At 67.5% G+C, this 15,513-nt stretch carries 14 protein-coding genes; 1 reads left to right on the forward strand and 13 read right to left on the reverse strand.

Annotation, left to right across the window (positions count from 1 at the left end):
- Positions 1 to 69: 69 nt before the first annotated feature.
- The 13 genes from tpiA to rpe form a co-directional block, all read right to left on the reverse strand.
- Positions 70 to 855 (reverse strand): triose-phosphate isomerase, encoded by a 786-nt coding sequence (gene tpiA, locus ABZ789_RS19255; RefSeq protein WP_358427040.1) that lies wholly within the window; start codon positions 853 to 855, stop codon positions 70 to 72.
- A gap of 5 nt (positions 856 to 860) precedes the next feature.
- Positions 861 to 2,072 (reverse strand): phosphoglycerate kinase, encoded by a 1,212-nt coding sequence (locus tag ABZ789_RS19260; protein ID WP_358427043.1) that lies wholly within the window; start codon positions 2,070 to 2,072, stop codon positions 861 to 863.
- A 26-nt stretch (positions 2,073 to 2,098) separates the two neighbouring features.
- The gene (gene gap, locus ABZ789_RS19265; RefSeq protein WP_241384505.1) at positions 2,099 to 3,115 is read right to left on the reverse strand and encodes a type I glyceraldehyde-3-phosphate dehydrogenase; all 1,017 of its coding nucleotides are present in this window, start codon (positions 3,113 to 3,115) and stop codon (positions 2,099 to 2,101) included.
- A gap of 121 nt (positions 3,116 to 3,236) precedes the next feature.
- Positions 3,237 to 4,220, reverse strand: a complete 984-nt coding sequence (whiA, locus tag ABZ789_RS19270) for a DNA-binding protein WhiA (protein ID WP_358427047.1) — start codon at positions 4,218 to 4,220, stop codon at positions 3,237 to 3,239.
- A complete protein-coding gene (gene yvcK / locus ABZ789_RS19275; RefSeq protein WP_358427050.1) occupies positions 4,211 to 5,245 on the reverse strand; it encodes a uridine diphosphate-N-acetylglucosamine-binding protein YvcK in 1,035 nt (344 codons plus the stop codon). The genes whiA and yvcK overlap by 10 nt, the downstream gene beginning before the upstream one ends.
- Positions 5,242 to 6,165 carry an RNase adapter RapZ gene (gene rapZ, locus ABZ789_RS19280; RefSeq protein WP_358427085.1) on the reverse strand — a complete coding sequence of 308 codons (924 nt, stop codon included), beginning with the start codon at positions 6,163 to 6,165 and terminating at the stop codon, positions 5,242 to 5,244. The genes yvcK and rapZ overlap by 4 nt, the downstream gene beginning before the upstream one ends.
- A gap of 14 nt (positions 6,166 to 6,179) precedes the next feature.
- Entirely contained in the window at positions 6,180 to 8,375 is a 2,196-nt protein-coding gene (gene uvrC / locus ABZ789_RS19285) for an excinuclease ABC subunit UvrC (RefSeq protein WP_358427053.1), read from the reverse strand.
- A gap of 9 nt (positions 8,376 to 8,384) precedes the next feature.
- Complete coding sequence (locus ABZ789_RS19290) at positions 8,385 to 8,942, reverse strand: PH domain-containing protein (protein WP_358427056.1); 558 nt, start codon at positions 8,940 to 8,942, stop codon at positions 8,385 to 8,387.
- Positions 8,939 to 9,421 carry a 6,7-dimethyl-8-ribityllumazine synthase gene (ribH, locus tag ABZ789_RS19295; protein WP_358427058.1) on the reverse strand — a complete coding sequence of 161 codons (483 nt, stop codon included), beginning with the start codon at positions 9,419 to 9,421 and terminating at the stop codon, positions 8,939 to 8,941. Before ribH ends, ABZ789_RS19290 begins: the two co-directional genes overlap by 4 nt.
- Positions 9,421 to 10,671, reverse strand: a complete 1,251-nt coding sequence (locus tag ABZ789_RS19300; RefSeq protein ID WP_358427061.1) for a bifunctional 3,4-dihydroxy-2-butanone-4-phosphate synthase/GTP cyclohydrolase II — start codon at positions 10,669 to 10,671, stop codon at positions 9,421 to 9,423. The genes ribH and ABZ789_RS19300 overlap by 1 nt, the downstream gene beginning before the upstream one ends.
- Before the next feature lie 95 nt (positions 10,672 to 10,766).
- Complete coding sequence (locus ABZ789_RS19305; protein WP_358427064.1) at positions 10,767 to 11,372, reverse strand: riboflavin synthase; 606 nt, start codon at positions 11,370 to 11,372, stop codon at positions 10,767 to 10,769.
- Positions 11,373 to 11,410: 38 nt separating this feature from the next.
- On the reverse strand, positions 11,411 to 12,430 hold the full coding sequence (gene ribD / locus ABZ789_RS19310; protein ID WP_358427067.1) for a bifunctional diaminohydroxyphosphoribosylaminopyrimidine deaminase/5-amino-6-(5-phosphoribosylamino)uracil reductase RibD: 1,020 nt from the start codon (positions 12,428 to 12,430) through the stop codon (positions 11,411 to 11,413).
- The gene (rpe, locus tag ABZ789_RS19315) at positions 12,427 to 13,110 is read right to left on the reverse strand and encodes a ribulose-phosphate 3-epimerase (protein WP_358427070.1); all 684 of its coding nucleotides are present in this window, start codon (positions 13,108 to 13,110) and stop codon (positions 12,427 to 12,429) included. Before rpe ends, ribD begins: the two co-directional genes overlap by 4 nt.
- Positions 13,111 to 13,588: 478 nt before the next feature.
- Here rpe and ABZ789_RS19320 point away from each other — a divergent pair, with 478 nt between their 5' ends.
- On the forward strand, positions 13,589 to 15,217 hold the full coding sequence (locus ABZ789_RS19320) for an ammonium transporter (RefSeq protein WP_358427073.1): 1,629 nt from the start codon (positions 13,589 to 13,591) through the stop codon (positions 15,215 to 15,217).
- Positions 15,218 to 15,513: the final 296 nt, after the last annotated feature.

Genomic DNA, 15,513 nt, shown 5'->3' on the forward strand with positions numbered 1-15,513 from the left:
ACCGGGGGCCGTACCGCCGCGGGGCGCAGAATCGCGAGATCCTGCGCCCCACAGCGATACTTGCCACTTCTAGAGCAGCGGGCCACCTGCGGCGATCGCCGACAGCTGAGCGAACTCGTCGGCCTTGAGAGAAGCGCCTCCCACGAGGCCCCCGTCGACGTCGGACTGAGCGATGAGCTCGCCGACGTTCTTGGCGTTGACCGAGCCGCCGTAGAGCACTCGAACGTTCGCCGCGATCTCCGGGGAGGCCAGCTCGGCGAGGGTGGCCCGCACCGCAGCGCACACCTCCTGCGCGTCGGCCGCAGAGGCGACCTTGCCCGTGCCGATGGCCCACACCGGTTCGTACGCCACGACGATCTTCGAGATCTCGTCTGCGGACAGCCCGGCGAGCGAGTTCTTCAGCTGCTCGACGTTGTATTCGACGTGGTTGCCTGCCTCGCGGACATCGAGACCCTCACCGATGCACACGATCGGCGTGAGTCCGTGCCGCAAAGCAGCCTTGGCCTTGTCGCGGACGATCTCGTCGGTCTCACCGTGCAGGGTGCGGCGCTCGGAGTGCCCGACGACCACGTAGGTGCAGCCGAGCTTCGCCAGCATCGCACCGGAGATCTCCCCGGTGAAGGCGCCGGAGTCGTGGACCGAAAGATCCTGAGCCCCGTAGGTGATGCCGAGCTTGTCGCCCTCGACGAGGGTCTGCACCGAGCGGAGGTCGGTGAACGGCGGGATGACCGTCACGTCGACCTTCTCGAGGTACTTCTCGGGAAGGGTGAACGCGATCTTCTGCACCAGGGCGATGGCCTCGAGGTGGTTGAGGTTCATCTTCCAGTTGCCCGCGATGAGCGGTGTGCGTGCCATTCCCGTCAGCCCTCCAGAACCGCGATGCCGGGCAGTTCCTTGCCCTCGAGGTACTCGAGGGAGGCGCCACCACCGGTCGAGATGTGCGAGAAGCGGTCCTCACCGAGACCCAGCGACCGCACGGCCGCAGCCGAGTCGCCACCGCCGACGACGCTGAACGCGCCCTTGTCGGTCGCCTCGATGATCGCCTCGGCGACACCCTTGGTGCCGGCCGCGAACTGCTCGAACTCGAACACGCCCATCGGGCCGTTCCAGAAGACCGTCTTCGCAGAGCCGAGAAGCGAGGCGAAGCGCTGCACGGATTCCGGCCCGATATCCAGGCCCATCCACCCTTCCGGGATGGCGTCGGCCGCGACGGTCCGGGACTGCGCGTCGGCGGCGAACTTGTCGGCCACCACCACGTCCTGCGGAATGTGGATGACGTCGCCGAACCGCTCGAGCAGCTGCTTGCAGGTGTCGATCATCGACTCCTCGAGCAGCGACGTGCCGACCGAGTAGCCCTGTGCCGCAAGGAAGGTGAAGCACATGCCGCCACCGATGACGAGGGTGTCCACCTTGGGCGCGAGCGCCTCGATGACCCCGAGCTTGTCGGAGACCTTCGAGCCGCCGAGTACCACGGCGTAGGGACGCTCGGTGTCGGTGGTGAGCTTGGCCAGCACCTCGACCTCGGCAGCGACGAGGCCACCCGCGTAGTGCGGGAGCAGTGTCGCCACGTCGTAGACCGACGCCTGCTTGCGGTGCACGACACCGAAACCGTCGGAGACGAACGCACCGTCGTCGCCGACGAGCTCGACGAGCTCGCGCGCGAAGGCGAGCCGCTCGGCGTCGTCCTTGCTCGTTTCGCGAGGATCGAACCGCACGTTCTCGAGCAGGAGGATGTCGCCGTCGGTCAATCCCTCGGAGCGCGCGAGGGCGTCCTGGCCGACGACGTCGCCGGCGAGCTGGACGTTGCGGCCGAGTACCTCGCCGAGCTTCGCCGCGACGGGCGCGAGCGAGTACTTCGGGTTCGGCTCACCCTTGGGACGGCCGAGGTGAGCGGCCACGACGACCTTGGCCCCGGCCTCCGCCAGCGTGCGGATGGTGGGCGCGGACGCGAGGATGCGACCCGGGTCGGTGATCGTGTCGCCGTCGAGCGGGACGTTGAGGTCGGAGCGAACGAGCACTCCCCGGCCTTCGACACCGGCGTCGAGCAGATCCTTGAGGGTCTGAACTGCCACTGTTGGGATGTCCTGTTCTGCGAGTGTCAGAGGGACTTGGCGACGAGGCCGATGAGGTCGGCCAGACGGTTCGAGTAGCCCCACTCGTTGTCGTACCAGGACACGATCTTGACCTGATCGTCGATGACCTTGGTCAGCGGCGCGTCGAAGATCGACGAGTGCGGATCCGTGACGATGTCCGAGGACACGATCGGGTCGGTGTTGTACTTCAGGATGCCCTTCAGCGGGCCCTCGGCCGCAGCCTTCATCGCGGCGTTGATCTCGTCGACCGTCGCCTTGGTACGCAGGTCTGCGGTGAGGTCGGTGACCGAGCCGGTCGGGATCGGCACACGCAGCGCGTATCCGTCGAGCTTGCCGAGCAGCTGCGGGAGGACCAGGCCGATGGCCTTGGCAGCGCCGGTGCCCGTGGGGACGACGTTCAGTGCTGCGGCGCGCGCACGACGCAGATCCTTGTGCGGGCCGTCCTGAAGGTTCTGATCCTGCGTGTAGGCGTGGACCGTGGTCATCAGGCCGCGCTCGATGCCGAAGTTGTCGTCGAGGACCTTGGCGATGGGGCCGAGGCAGTTCGTGGTGCACGAGGCGTTGGAGATGATGTTCTGGCTGCCGTCGTACTTGTCGTCGTTGACGCCCATCACGATCGTGATGTCCTCGCCCTTGGCAGGCGCGGAGATGATGACCTTCTTCGCGCCGGCGTCGAGGTGGCCCTTGGCCTTGGCGGCGTCGGTGAAGATGCCGGTGGATTCGACGACGACGTCGACACCCAGATCGCCCCACGGCAGCGCGGCGGGACCTTCCTTGATCTCGAGAGCCTTGATCTTCTGGTCGCCGACGACGATGAAGTCGTCCTCGACACGGACGTCCTTGTCGAGGCGACCCAGGATCGAGTCGTACTTCAGGAGCGTCGCGAGGGTGTCGTTGTCGGTGAGATCGTTGACAGCGACGATTTCGATGTCGGTGGTGCCGAGCGCCTTCTGCGCTTCGACCGCCCGGAAGAAATTGCGTCCGATGCGTCCGAATCCGTTCACGCCTACGCGGACAGTCACAGTGAAGCTCCTTTGCCCAGATTTCGATGATTGTGCTGGTGTGATCCCTACCCTAATGGGCCGTGATCATCCTGCCGGAGCCGCCCTGCCGTGGCGCGAACTCCCTTCCAAGCCTGCCCCTCTAAGCGTCGTCCAGCAACTCCGCGGTAACAGCGGACTCGGTGTCGGGGATCCCCAGTTCCTTCGCACGGCGATCCGCCATCGACAACAGGCGGCGGATCCGGCCCGCCACGGCGTCCTTCGTCATCGGCGGATCGGCGAGCTGGCCGAGTTCTTCGAGTGACGCCTGCCGGTGCTGAACGCGCAGTGCTCCGGCTGCCGCGAGGTGATCGGGCACGTCCGCCCCCAGGATCGTCAGCGCCCGTTCGACCCGCGCAGCGGCGGCCACGGCAGCGCGCGCGGACCGGCGAAGATTGGCGTCGTCGAAGTTGGCGAGGCGGTTCGCCGTTGCGCGCACCTCGCGCCGCATGCGGCGTTCCTCCCACACCAGACGGGTGTCCTGGGCACCCATCTGGGTGAGCAGAGCCCCGATGGCCTCACCGTCGCGGATCACCACACGGTCGGCGCCGCGCACCTCTCGCGCCTTGGCGGTCACCCCGAGGCGGCGGGCCGCGCCGACGAGCGCGAGTGCAGCTTCCGGGCCTGGACAGCTGACCTCGAGCGCCGACGACCGGCCGGGTTCGGTGAGCGATCCGTGGGCCAGGAATGCGCCACGCCAGGCCGCGGCGGAGTCCGAGACACTGCCGCCCACCACCTGGGCCGGCAGACCACGAACCGGACGTCCCCGGCCGTCGAGCAGCCCGGTGCGGCGGGCGAGCGCCTCGCCGTCCTTGCCGACCCGGATGACGTACCGGGAACTCTTGCGCAGGCCGCCTGCGCCGAGGACCTGGATCTCGGCGGGATAGCTGTAGAGCTCGAAGATCTCGCGGCGGAGACGGCGGGCGATCGAACCGAGATCCACTTCGGCCTCGACGACCACCCGTCCGGCAACGATGTGCAACCCCCCGGCGAAGCGCAGGAGGGCGGAGACCTCGGCCTTGCGGTTGCTGATCCGGGTGACCGGCAACCTGCTCAGCTCGTCCTTGACCTCCGCTGTCATTGCCACGAGACGCTCTCCCTCCCGTCCCCACGTGTAGAGCGCAGTCCACCGCCCGAGGACAGACATGTTTCCAATGCCCCTGCCAGTTTGGCGGGGTCGTGTCGATGCGTACCGGCCTCGGCGACGTCGACGAACGAGACGTCCGCGCCGAATCGGGCCGCGGATCGGCTGAGATGTTCGCGCTCGCGTCCTACCGGTACCGAGGCAGCATCCACGACGACGTGGTCGACCCGGAAATCGGGGGCGTGCTGAGCGAGAACGTGCAGGTGCCGCTCTGCTGAGAAACCGGCGGTCTCCCCCGGCTCCGCGGCGAGGTTGAGCACGAGGACCTTCAGCGCCTTCGTGTGCACCAGCGCCTCGTGCAAGTCCGGTACGAGCACGTGCGGGATGACGCTCGAGAACCAGGACCCGGGACCGAGCACCACGAGATCGGCGTCGCAGACCGCATCGAGCGCGGGCGGACATGCCGGCGGGTCGGCAGGGATCAGCCGGACCCGCCGCACCTTGCCGGGAGTCGTCGCTACCGCGACCTGCCCGCGGATGCACCTGCTCACCCGAGGATCGGATTCGAGTCCGGACACGTCGGCTTCGATATCGAGCGGTATCGGTGACATGGGCAGCACTCGCCCGCGCACGTCGAGCACCCGGCCGAGCATGTCGAGGGCGGTCACGATGTCGCCCGCCACCTCGGCGAGCCCCGCGAGGATCAGATTGCCCACGGAGTGCCCGGCGAGGGCGCCCGTCCCTCCGAAGCGGTGCTGCACTGTCTCGGTCCACACACGGACCTCGTCGTCCTTACCGGCGAGGGCGGCCAGAGCCATGCGCAGGTCGCCGGGCGGGACTACACCGAGTTCGGCGCGCAGCCGCCCCGAGGACCCACCGTCGTCGGCAACGGTGACCACTGCGGTGACCCGGTCGCTGAGACGACGCGCAGCACTGAGGGTCGCGTACAGGCCGTGCCCGCCGCCGAGAGCCGTGATCGCGGGTGCGGACGTCGCATCGACGGAGTTCGCAGTCGCAGGCTCGTTCACTCTCGCCCCAGATCCCGGTGCACCACGTTCACCGTCAGATCCGGCTCTCGTTCCAGACGTGCGGCGAGAGCCTCGGCCATCGCCACGCTCCGGTGTTTCCCTCCCGTACAGCCCACTGCGATCGTCATGTAGCGCTTTCCCTCCCGACGGTAACCGGCCGTCGTGAGATCGAGCAGCCGGTGATAGGTGGCGAGATAGTCCTCGGCACCGTCGCGGGACAGTACATAGTCGCGCACCGCGGCGTCCTGCCCGGTGTGCGGACGAAGCTCGGCGATCCAGTGCGGGTTCGGCAGGAACCGCACGTCGCATACGACGTCGGAATCCATGGGCAGGCCGTACTTGAAGCCGAACGACTCCACGGTCACCCGAATGGTGTCGGATGCCGAGTCTCCGAAGGCCGCTTCGATCTTGCGGCGCAGGTCGGGTCCCGACAGAGCGGAGGTGTCGATGACGAGATCCGCGGCGGCCTTGACGGGAGCCAGTTGGGCGCGCTCGACGGCGATACCGTCGGTGAGCGTGCGGTCGGCCGTGTCGGACTGCAGCGGATGGCTCCGACGCACCTGTTCGAATCGCCGGACGAGTACCGAATCGGCCGCTTCGAGGAACAGCACGCGGGTGTCGACCGGGCGCGCCGCCAGGTCGGTGACGACACGCTCGAGGTCGCCGGTGAACAGGCGGCTGCGCACATCCATCACGACCGCCAGCCGTTGCAGCGGTGGCTCGGCCTGCACTGCAAGATCGATCATCGACAACACCAACTGGGGCGGCAGGTTCTCCACCACGTACCACCCGAGATCCTCGAGGGCGGTCGCGGCAGTGCTCAGACCCGCTCCGGACAGTCCCGTGACGACGATGACTTCTGCCCGCGCACGGCGCTCACCGTCGACACCCGTCTCCGGGCCATCCGTCGCTCCGGGGATGTGATCCACTTCCGTCACTGTTCCGACTCCGCTCGTAGTCGCGACACGCCGACTGAGCCATCATCACCTACCCGCGTGTCGCCCGCATCCGAGACGGCGGGCGCGTCGGCACTCTCCTGCCTCGGCTCGGCCTCCCTCGGCTCGGTCGGTGTCGGCTCGGCAGATGTCGGCTTCTCGTCACGCAACGCCGCGAGGACGGCACGGGCGGTGGCCTGCCCGATTCCGGGCACGGCGGTGATCTCCTCCACGCTCGCCTCTCGCAGTCGCGCGACCGACCCGAAATGCGTGACGAGTGCCTTGCGGCGGGTGGCGCCGAGCCCCCGGACCCCGTCGAGCGCGGAAGCGGTCATGCGCTTGGACCGCTTGCTCCGGTGATAGGCGATCGCGAAACGGTGCGCCTCGTCGCGGATACGCTGCAACAGGAACAACGACTCGCTGGTACGGGGCAGGATCACCGGATCGTCCTCGCCCGGTACCCAGACCTCCTCGAGTCGCTTCGCGAGTCCGACGACAGCGACATCGGTGATGCCGAGTTCGTCGAGGACGTCCGCCGCGGCGGCGACCTGCGGGGCGCCGCCGTCGACGACGAACAGGTTCGGCGGGTACGCGAAGCGCCGCGGCCGGCCGGTCGCCGGGTCCAGCGCCGCCTCGGGCGCGAGGTCTCCGCCGTTACCGGCCGGGGGCGCCTCGGCGGAGTCCGTCTGCCGTGTCGCCTCGCCGTTGTGCCGCAGGAATCGTCGCCGCGTCACTTCCGCGATCGAGGCGACATCGTCGGAGCGGCCGTCGCCGGCGGCATGTCTGATCGCGTAGTGCCGGTAGTCGGACTTGCGTGGCAGCCCGTCCTCGAACACCACCAGCGATGCGACGACGTCGGTCCCCTGCACGTGGCTGATGTCGACGCACTCGATACGCAGTGGTGCCGAGTCGAGATCGAGAGCGTCCTGGATTCCCTGCAACGCCGCCGAGCGTGCGTTGAAATCGCCGGCACGCCGCAACTTGTGCTGGGCGAGGGCTTCGGCGGCATTGCGCGCGACGGTGTCGGCCAGTGCTTTCTTGTCGCCGCGCTGCGGGATGCGCAGACGCACGGGACCGCCTCGCAACCGACCGAGCCAGCGGCTCATCTCGTCCGGATCCGGCGGCAGAGCGGGGACGAGTACCTCTCGTGGCACGGCACTGCTCGCGTCCGCATCTGCGAGGCCGAGCGCCGCCTCCTCACCGTAGAACTGTGTAAGGAACTGCTCGACGAGGAGCGAGACCTCTTCGGCATCGTCCGTTCCCTCCACGGCTTCCACGGCTGCGGCGTCGCGGTGGTCGGGCCGGTCGAGCACGTCACCGGATTTTTCGACGACCCAGCCGCGCTGGCCTCGCACGCGACCGCCGCGTACATGGAAGACCTGTACGGCCACTTCGAGATCGTCGCTCGCGAAGGCGACGAGATCGGCATCGGTGCCGTCTCCGAGCACGACGGCCTGCTTCTCGAGGGCCTTGCGCAGCGCTCCGAGATCGTCGCGCAGACGAGCGGCCGTTTCGAAGTCGAGTTCCTCCGCAGCGGAGTGCATCCGCTTCTCGACCTCACGCACGAGTTTGTCGGTGCGCCCGGAAAGGAAGTCGCAGAAATCCTCCACGATACGACGGTGTTCGTCGGCGGTGACACGCCCGACGCAGGGCGCGGAGCACTTGTCGATGTAGCCGAGCAGACACGGGCGCCCGATCTGGGCGTGCCGCTTGAAGACCCCGGCCGAACACGTGCGGGAGGGAAACACCCGCAGCAGCAGGTCGAGGGTTTCGCGGATCGCCCAGGCATGCGAGTAGGGACCGAAATATCGCACGCCCTTGCGCCGCGGACCGCGGTAGACGAACAGCCTCGGATACTCCTCGTTCAAGGTGACCGCGAGCATCGGATACGTCTTGTCGTCCCGGTAGCGGACGTTGAAGCGCGGGTCGAACTCCTTGATCCAGTTGTATTCGAGCTGGAGCGCCTCGACCTCGGTGCGAACCACCGTCCATTCGACGCTGCCCGCAGTGGTGACCATCTGGCGGGTGCGCGGGTGCAGCGAAGCGATGTCCGCGAAGTACGAGTTCAGGCGGGACCGAAGGTTCTTCGCCTTACCGACATAGATCACCCGGCCGTGCGGGTCGCGGAACTTGTAGACCCCCGGCTCCGTGGGAATGGAACCGGGGGCAGGACGATATGTCGAGGGGTCGGGCACAGTTCCAGGCTAGTCGTCGCCCCTGACGGCTCGGCCGTCGTTGTTGTCGGTGACGGCTTCGCCGTCGTTGTTGTCGCTGACGGCTCGGCCGTCGTTGTTGTCGTCACGGACAGCTCCGCCGACGTAACGGGCTTCGAGTTCGCGGAATCGTTCGAGCGCATTCACGGCGAGATCGCCGTCGCGCGCCTGGATGGCGACGACAGGCACGTACTCGTCGAAGGGCAACTCGAGGCGCGCCCAGGGCGCCCCGTGGTCGAAGAACAACCCCCGCACGTCCGTCCACGGGATGCGCCGCTCGGCGACGACGTTGCGGACCGATACCCCGCTCGCACCGACCCGCAATCGAGGGCGGGTGAACAAGAGGACACCGCCGGCGAGAACGACACCGATCGCGAGCAGCGCGATCTGGTCGACGACCCGCAGGTGCACCCCGGTGTCCCCACCACCGCGGAGCACGAGCGCGGCGAAGACGTGCACGGCGAGGACGAAGACTGCCGCGGCGATGACCCAACGTCGCATCTTCTCCGGGCGAACTTCGAGATCCCAGCCGGTCTCGTCGCGGGTCACCGGGCCGGCTCCCGCAGTCGCCGCAGTGTCACGGCGGTGTCCAGCGCGGCCGCGCAGGCCTGACCGCCCTTGTCCTCGGCCGAGCCCGGGAGCCCGGCCCGATCACGTGCCTGCTCTTCGGTGTCGGTTGTCAGGACGCCGTTGCCCACCGGGGTGCTCTCGTCCAGAGCGATCCGGGTCAGGCCGTAGGTCACGGCGTCGCACACGTACTCGAAGTGCGGCGTTCCACCGCGGATCACCACGCCGAGCGCCACGACCGCGTCGTGGGTGCGGGCCAGTTGCTGCGCGACCACGGGAAGTTCGATCGCCCCCGCGACCCGCTCGAGCGTGACGTCGGTGATACCCGCCTCGGCGGCGACACGCTGCGCGCCGGCGATCAGGGCGTCGGAGATCTCGGTGTGCCACCGGCCGGCGACGATGGCGAGGCTCAGCCCCGCGGCATCCGCGAGCTGGAGGTCGGGTAGGCCCTCTCCGCTCATCAGGCGTCTCCCTCGTCGAAGTCGTCGAGGCCGATCAGGTCGTGACCCATGCGATCACGTTTGGTGCGCAGGTACGAGATGTTCTCTCGATTGGCTCGCAACGGCATCGGCACGCGCTCGGTGACCTGCAGGCCGTAGCCGTCGAGTCCGACCCGTTTCGCCGGGTTGTTCGTCAGCAACCGCATCGACGAAACCCCGAGATCGACGAGGATCTGTGCGCCTATGCCGTAGTCGCGGGCGTCGGCCGGCAGGCCGAGCTGCAGATTCGCGTCGACCGTGTCCGATCCGGCGTCCTGCAATTGGTATGCCTGCAGCTTGTGCATCAGGCCGATGCCGCGTCCCTCGTGGCCCCGCATGTAGAGCACGACACCACGACCTTCCTGCGCCACCATCTCGAGCGCGGCGTCGAGCTGCGGGCCGCAGTCGCACCGCAGCGACCCGAAGACATCTCCGGTCAGGCATTCGGAGTGGACGCGGACGAGTACATCGGAACCGTCGCCGTCCGGCCCCGCGATGTCACCGAGGACAAGAGCGACATGCTCGACTTCGTCGTAGATGCTCTGGTAGCCCACGGCCGTGAAATCGCCGTGCCGAGTAGGGATACGGGCTTCGGCGACCCGCACGACATGCTTCTCGTGCTTACGACGCCAGGCGATGAGATCCGCGATCGAGATCAGGGCGAGCTCGTGTTCGTCGGCGAAGACCCGCAATTCGTCGGTGCGGGCCATCTGTCCCTCGTCCTTCTGCGAGACGATCTCGCAGATGACGCCGGCCGGTCGCAGATCGGCCATGCGTGCGAGGTCGACGGCCGCCTCGGTGTGGCCGGGACGGCGTAGAACACCGCCCTCCTTGGCCCGCAGCGGAACCACATGCCCCGGTCGCGTGAAGTCCAGCGCGGTGCTGTTCGGGTCGGCGAGCAACCGCATGGTCGCGGCGCGGTCGGACGCCGAGATCCCGGTGCCGATACCTTCCTTCGCGTCGACGGTCACGGTGTACGCGGTGCCGTGCTTGTCCTGGTTGACGCTGTACATGGGAGGCAGGCCCAGGCGGTCGCAGTCCTCCCCGTCGAGCGGGACACACAGATAGCCGGAGGTGTAGCGCACCATGAACGCCACGAGCTCCGGGGTGGCCTTCTCTGCGGCGAAGATGAGGTCGCCCTCGTTTTCACGGTCTTCGTCGTCGACCACGACGACCGCCTTACCGGCGGCGATGTCGGCGACCGCGCGCTCGATGGTGTCGAACCTCGTCACTTCCCTGGACTCCAACTCTCGTATCCGGACGACTCGTACCGATGAGTCTCCGGCTCGTCGAAACACGGTACTTTCGTGCTCCACACTACGACGCCTCATCGGGCGTTCTGCAGTCGCTCCACGTACTTGGCGATCACGTCGACCTCGAGGTTGACCAGCGTGCCGGGCGCCGCGGTGCCGAGGGTCGTCAGCGACAGGGTGGTGGGGATGAGCGAGATCTCGAACCACTCCTCGCCCCGGTCCCCGCCCAGACCCGAGACGGTGAGCGAGACACCGTCGACGGTGATCGAACCCTTTTCCACGACGTAGCGGGAGATTTCGGCCGGAAGCGAGATCCGCACCACCGTCCAGTTCTCCGAGGGAGTGCGGGAGACGACCGCGCCCGTGGCGTCGACATGCCCCTGCACGAGGTGCCCGCCGAGCCGGCTGTTCAGTGCGGCGGCACGTTCGAGGTTGACGGGGCTACCGACGGTGAGCTGCCCGAGCGACGAGCGGTCGAGTGTCTCCAGCATCACATCGGCGGTGAACGAGTCGCCGTCGAGCACGTCGACGACCGTCAGGCACACACCGTTGACCGCGATCGAGTCGCCGTGCTTCGCGTCGGAGGTGACCAGCGGCCCTCGCACCGTGAAGCGAGCCGCGTCGGCGAGGTCCTCCTTCGCCACGATCTCCCCGAGTTCCTCGACGATGCCGGTGAACATGTTCCGCTCCTTGCTCCCGGTCCGGGACCGGGTTCGCTTCATTTGTCCCGGTCCGGGACGAGTGTCAACAGAATGTCCGAGCCGACCGTTTCGACCCGTTCCCGGCGGAACCGTAACGCCTCCGCGATCGTGCTCACCCCCGCGTCCTCCACAGCGGCCTCCCCCGCCCCGAGCACCACAGGAGCAAGGTACGCCTGGATGCGGTCCACACAACCCGCGGCCAGGAACGCGCCCGCGAGCCGGGGTCCACCCTCGAGCAGAACGTCCGGACGGTCGCCGAGCGCATCGAGCACTTCCCCGAGGTCGTGTGTCCGCAACACCAGCGTCGGTGCGGCGTCGTCGAGAACCTTTGCAGAGGTGGGAATCTCACGCATGCCGACCACGACCCGCAGGGGCTGGTGCGGTGCGAGTTCCCCGTCGGGCAGACGAGCGGTCAGCCACGGGTCGTCGGCGAGGACAGTACCGGTGCCGACCACGATGGCGTCGAGCCTGCTGCGCTGGTCGTGCACCCGCGCCCGGGCTTCGGGTCCGGAGATCCACTTGCTCGTGCCGTCGGCGGCCGCGCTGCGACCGTCGATGGACGCGGCGTATTTCCAGGTCACGTGCGGGCGGCCGGTGTGCTGCCGGTGCAGCCATGCCCGCAACGGTCCTCGGGTGACGGCTTCGGCACCGAGTCCGGGATGCACGGTGATCCCGGCGGCACGCAGGGTGTCTGCGCCCCCGCCGGCGACGGGATTCGGATCGGCGACCGAGTAGTACACCGTCGCGATGCCTGCGTCGACGAGGGCCTGCGCGCACGGGCCGGTGCGTCCGGTGTGGTTGCACGGCTCGAGTGTGACGACGGCGGTCCCGCCGCGGGCACGTTCGCCTGCTGCTTCGAGGGCCCGGATCTCGGCGTGCGGGCCACCCGGCGGGGCGGTGGCACCGACCCCCGCCACGTTGCCGTCCGCATCGAGGATCACCGCGCCGACCGGCGGGTTCGGGCTGGTCGTGCCGCGGACGGCCTCCGAGGCATCGAGCGCGAACTGGAGAGCTTCGGCGATCTCGGGTGCGGTCACGGCGTGAGCGTCAGGTGCAGGGACGAAGCCCCGGCTTGCGCCCGCAACTTGCGGACCGCCTCACCGGGATCGGCGGCGCCGTAGACGGCGGACCCGGCGACGAAGCAGTCCACGCCGGCTTCCGCAGCAGCTTCGATGGTGTCGGCATTGATGCCGCCGTCGATTTCGACGAGCAGGCGCAGCTCGCCCGAATCGACGAGGCGACGGACCTGGCGGGCCTTGTCGAGGACATCCGGGATGAACGACTGGCCACCGAAGCCGGGCTCGACGCTCATCACGAGCAGCGTGTCGAATTCCTTCAGGATCTCGAGATAGGGCTCGATCGGGGTGCCGGGCTTGACGGACAGACCGGCCTTGCCGCCCGCCGCGCGGATGTCCCGCGCAACTGCCACCGGATCATCGGTTGCCTCGGCGTGGAAGGTGACGTTGTGCGCACCCGCTTCGGCATAAGGCGGCGCCCAGCGACCGGGGTTCTCGATCATCAGGTGACAGTCGAGCGGGATGTCGGTCGCCTTCAGTAACGACTCGACGACGGGGAGACCGAGCGTCAGGTTCGGAACGAAGTGTGCGTCCATGACGTCGACGTGGAGCCAGTCGGCACCGGCGACGGCCTGTGCCTCGTCGGCGAGGCGAGCGAAATCCGCGGACAGGATCGAGGGGGCAATCATCGGTTGGGCCACATCGGTCGAGTCTAGACGAGCGCGTCAGGGCGTTCGGCAACCAGCACGGATGCTCCGACCTGCGGCGACGACGAGGGATCGCGTGAAAGAAGGCGACCGTACAGCAGTTGTTTCGGAGAAGTCACCGGTGCTCGACCTCGACCCGGCGGAAAAGACGACGCCATCCGTGACGAACAGTGGTCTCTTCGCAACATCTCTTCGACCGGCGCCGAGTTGACGCGATCGGCCCGCGTCACGCGACGCGATGGGTATGCTCACGTCGGACCATAGTCTCGTCCTTCCGGCACTACTTCCGCCGGCGCGTCGAGAAGCGTGACTGGCCGATGTGAGGATCGGAGGTCGCTGGATGCGTATCGCTCGTCTTCAGGAGAAGCAGCGCCGGCAACCCCGCTTCCGAGTCGGCAGAAGTCTGAAATGCCTTTTTCGGCATCCCCCTTCAGGGACGATCGCATCTCTCCCGAAAGTGTAGGCCCCGTCGATGATCTCCACGACCTTGGCCCTGGACGTGATCAACAGCGGTGATACCGCGTGGGTGCTGGTGTGTGCGGCTCTTGTGCTGTTCATGACACCGGGCCTGGCGTTCTTCTACGCCGGTATGGTGAGCAGGCGTAACACCCTCGTGATGTTGCAGCAGAATCTCATCGGACTCTGCATCATCACGCTCACGTGGTTCACCTTCGGATACAGCATGGCGTTCGGCCACGACCGGGGCAACGGGATCATCGCGGATCTCGGATTCGCCGCGCTCACCAACATCGGCGACGCTCCCAAGCCGGACCTCCACGTGGTGACCGAAACCGTTGCGATTCCGACACTTGCCTTCTTCGCGTATCAGTTGATGTTTGCGATCATCACCCCGGCGCTGGCGACCGGCGCAGTGGCGGGTCGCCTCAAGGCCTTCGGGTGGGCAGTGTTCATCGCGATCTGGTCGGTGATCGTGTACGCACCTGTCGCGCACTGGTTGTGGGCCCCCGCCGGATGGTTGACCAAGATGGGAGCGCAGGACTGGGCCGGCGGAATGGTAGTCCACGCGTCGGCGGGTGCTGCCGCCCTCGGTCTGTTGATCGTCCTCGGGCGCCGCAAGGTCCGCCCCAACCGCGCGCCACTGCCACACTCGGTCCCGCTGGTCATCGTAGGAGCGGGAATATTGTGGTTCGGCTGGTTCGGTTTCAACGCCGGAGACGGACTGCAGGCCAACGGGGTCGCAGCGCAGGCTCTCGTCAACACCCAGGTGGCAGGTGCCGCTGCGATGCTCGTCTGGCTGGTGTTCGAGCGCTACCGGGAGGGTCATTCGACCGTGCTGGGAGGCGTGACCGGTGCGGTCGCCGGATTGGCGACCATCACCCCGGCGGCAGGCTACGTCAGCAGTTGGGCGGCGGTGGTCATCGGCGGCCTCGCAGGCGTGGTGTGCTACCTGGCACTCGGCCTGAAAAAGCTCCTGCACGTGGATGATGCGCTCGACGTGCTGGCGGTCCACTTCATCGGCGGCGTGTTCGGCACCCTGTGCGTCGGATTCTTCGGCGAAGAGGCCATCAACTCGATCGGCCGAGACGGACTGTTCCACGGTGGCGGACTGACCCTGCTGGGTTATCAGATCGTCGCACTCGCCTCGGTGATCGCCTATGCCCTGGTGCTCACGCTGGTGATCGCGTTCGCGATCGAGAAGACGATCGGACTTCGCGTCAGTGCCGAGGCAGAAGAGCACCTCGACCTCAGCCAGCAAGGCATGAGCGCCTATCACGAGGGCCCTACTCCCCCGGACCCCACAGCCGACGGGTCCACCACGGGTGCGGCGCCGGCACCGATGGAGCCCGGACACCGGCTGTACATGGTCACCGCGGTTCTCACCTCGGACGGAGCCGCGGGCGTGGAACGAGAAGTGCTCGCCGCGGGTGCCCGGCGCGCGATGCTGTCCGAAGTGTTCGTCACCACGGCCTCCTCGGTGGATCAGATGGTCCGAGGACAGAAACGAACCATGGACGTCACCCCACGCGTCCGCGCGGAGATCCTGGTACCCGCAGAGTCGCTGACCAACGTTCGAAGCGCCTTGTCGGCCTTGGGCGATGGCCTCGTCGAGATGATCGTCGTACCGGTCGAGACCGGGTAGCGAACCTACAGCTCGAGTGGGGCCCACGATCTCCGTCGTGGTCCGGAAGAAATCGAACCGCGCACAGTCCCTGAACGATGATCCGATCCCTGTGGGTGTGTGCACATTACGAGTCCGGAACCACACCGCCCCACGAACACAGAACTACCGAACAATTCAGAGATGCGCGATCCGTCCATTTCGGTAATTCAATCCTTTTCCGGCTCTTCGCAGTTAGCAGTGGCATTGGCGCCGGCTGGATGCGACCCGACGTGACCGTCGAGTGCAGGCCCACCGTACCCGGCGGCGTTGATTCT

Source organism: Rhodococcus sp. NPDC047139 (assembly GCF_040643435.1).
Lineage (GTDB): Bacteria > Actinomycetota > Actinomycetes > Mycobacteriales > Mycobacteriaceae > Rhodococcus.

Coding starts and splice junctions, on each gene's coding strand:
- ABZ789_RS19305 (WP_358427064.1), bottom strand. CDS start 11,372: ATGTTCACCGGCATCGTCGAGGAACTCGGGGAGATCGTGGCGAAGGAG.
- ABZ789_RS19320 (WP_358427073.1), top strand. CDS start 13,589: ATGATCTCCACGACCTTGGCCCTGGACGTGATCAACAGCGGTGATACC.
- ribH (WP_358427058.1), bottom strand. CDS start 9,421: ATGAGCGGAGAGGGCCTACCCGACCTCCAGCTCGCGGATGCCGCGGGG.
- tpiA (WP_358427040.1), bottom strand. CDS start 855: ATGGCACGCACACCGCTCATCGCGGGCAACTGGAAGATGAACCTCAAC.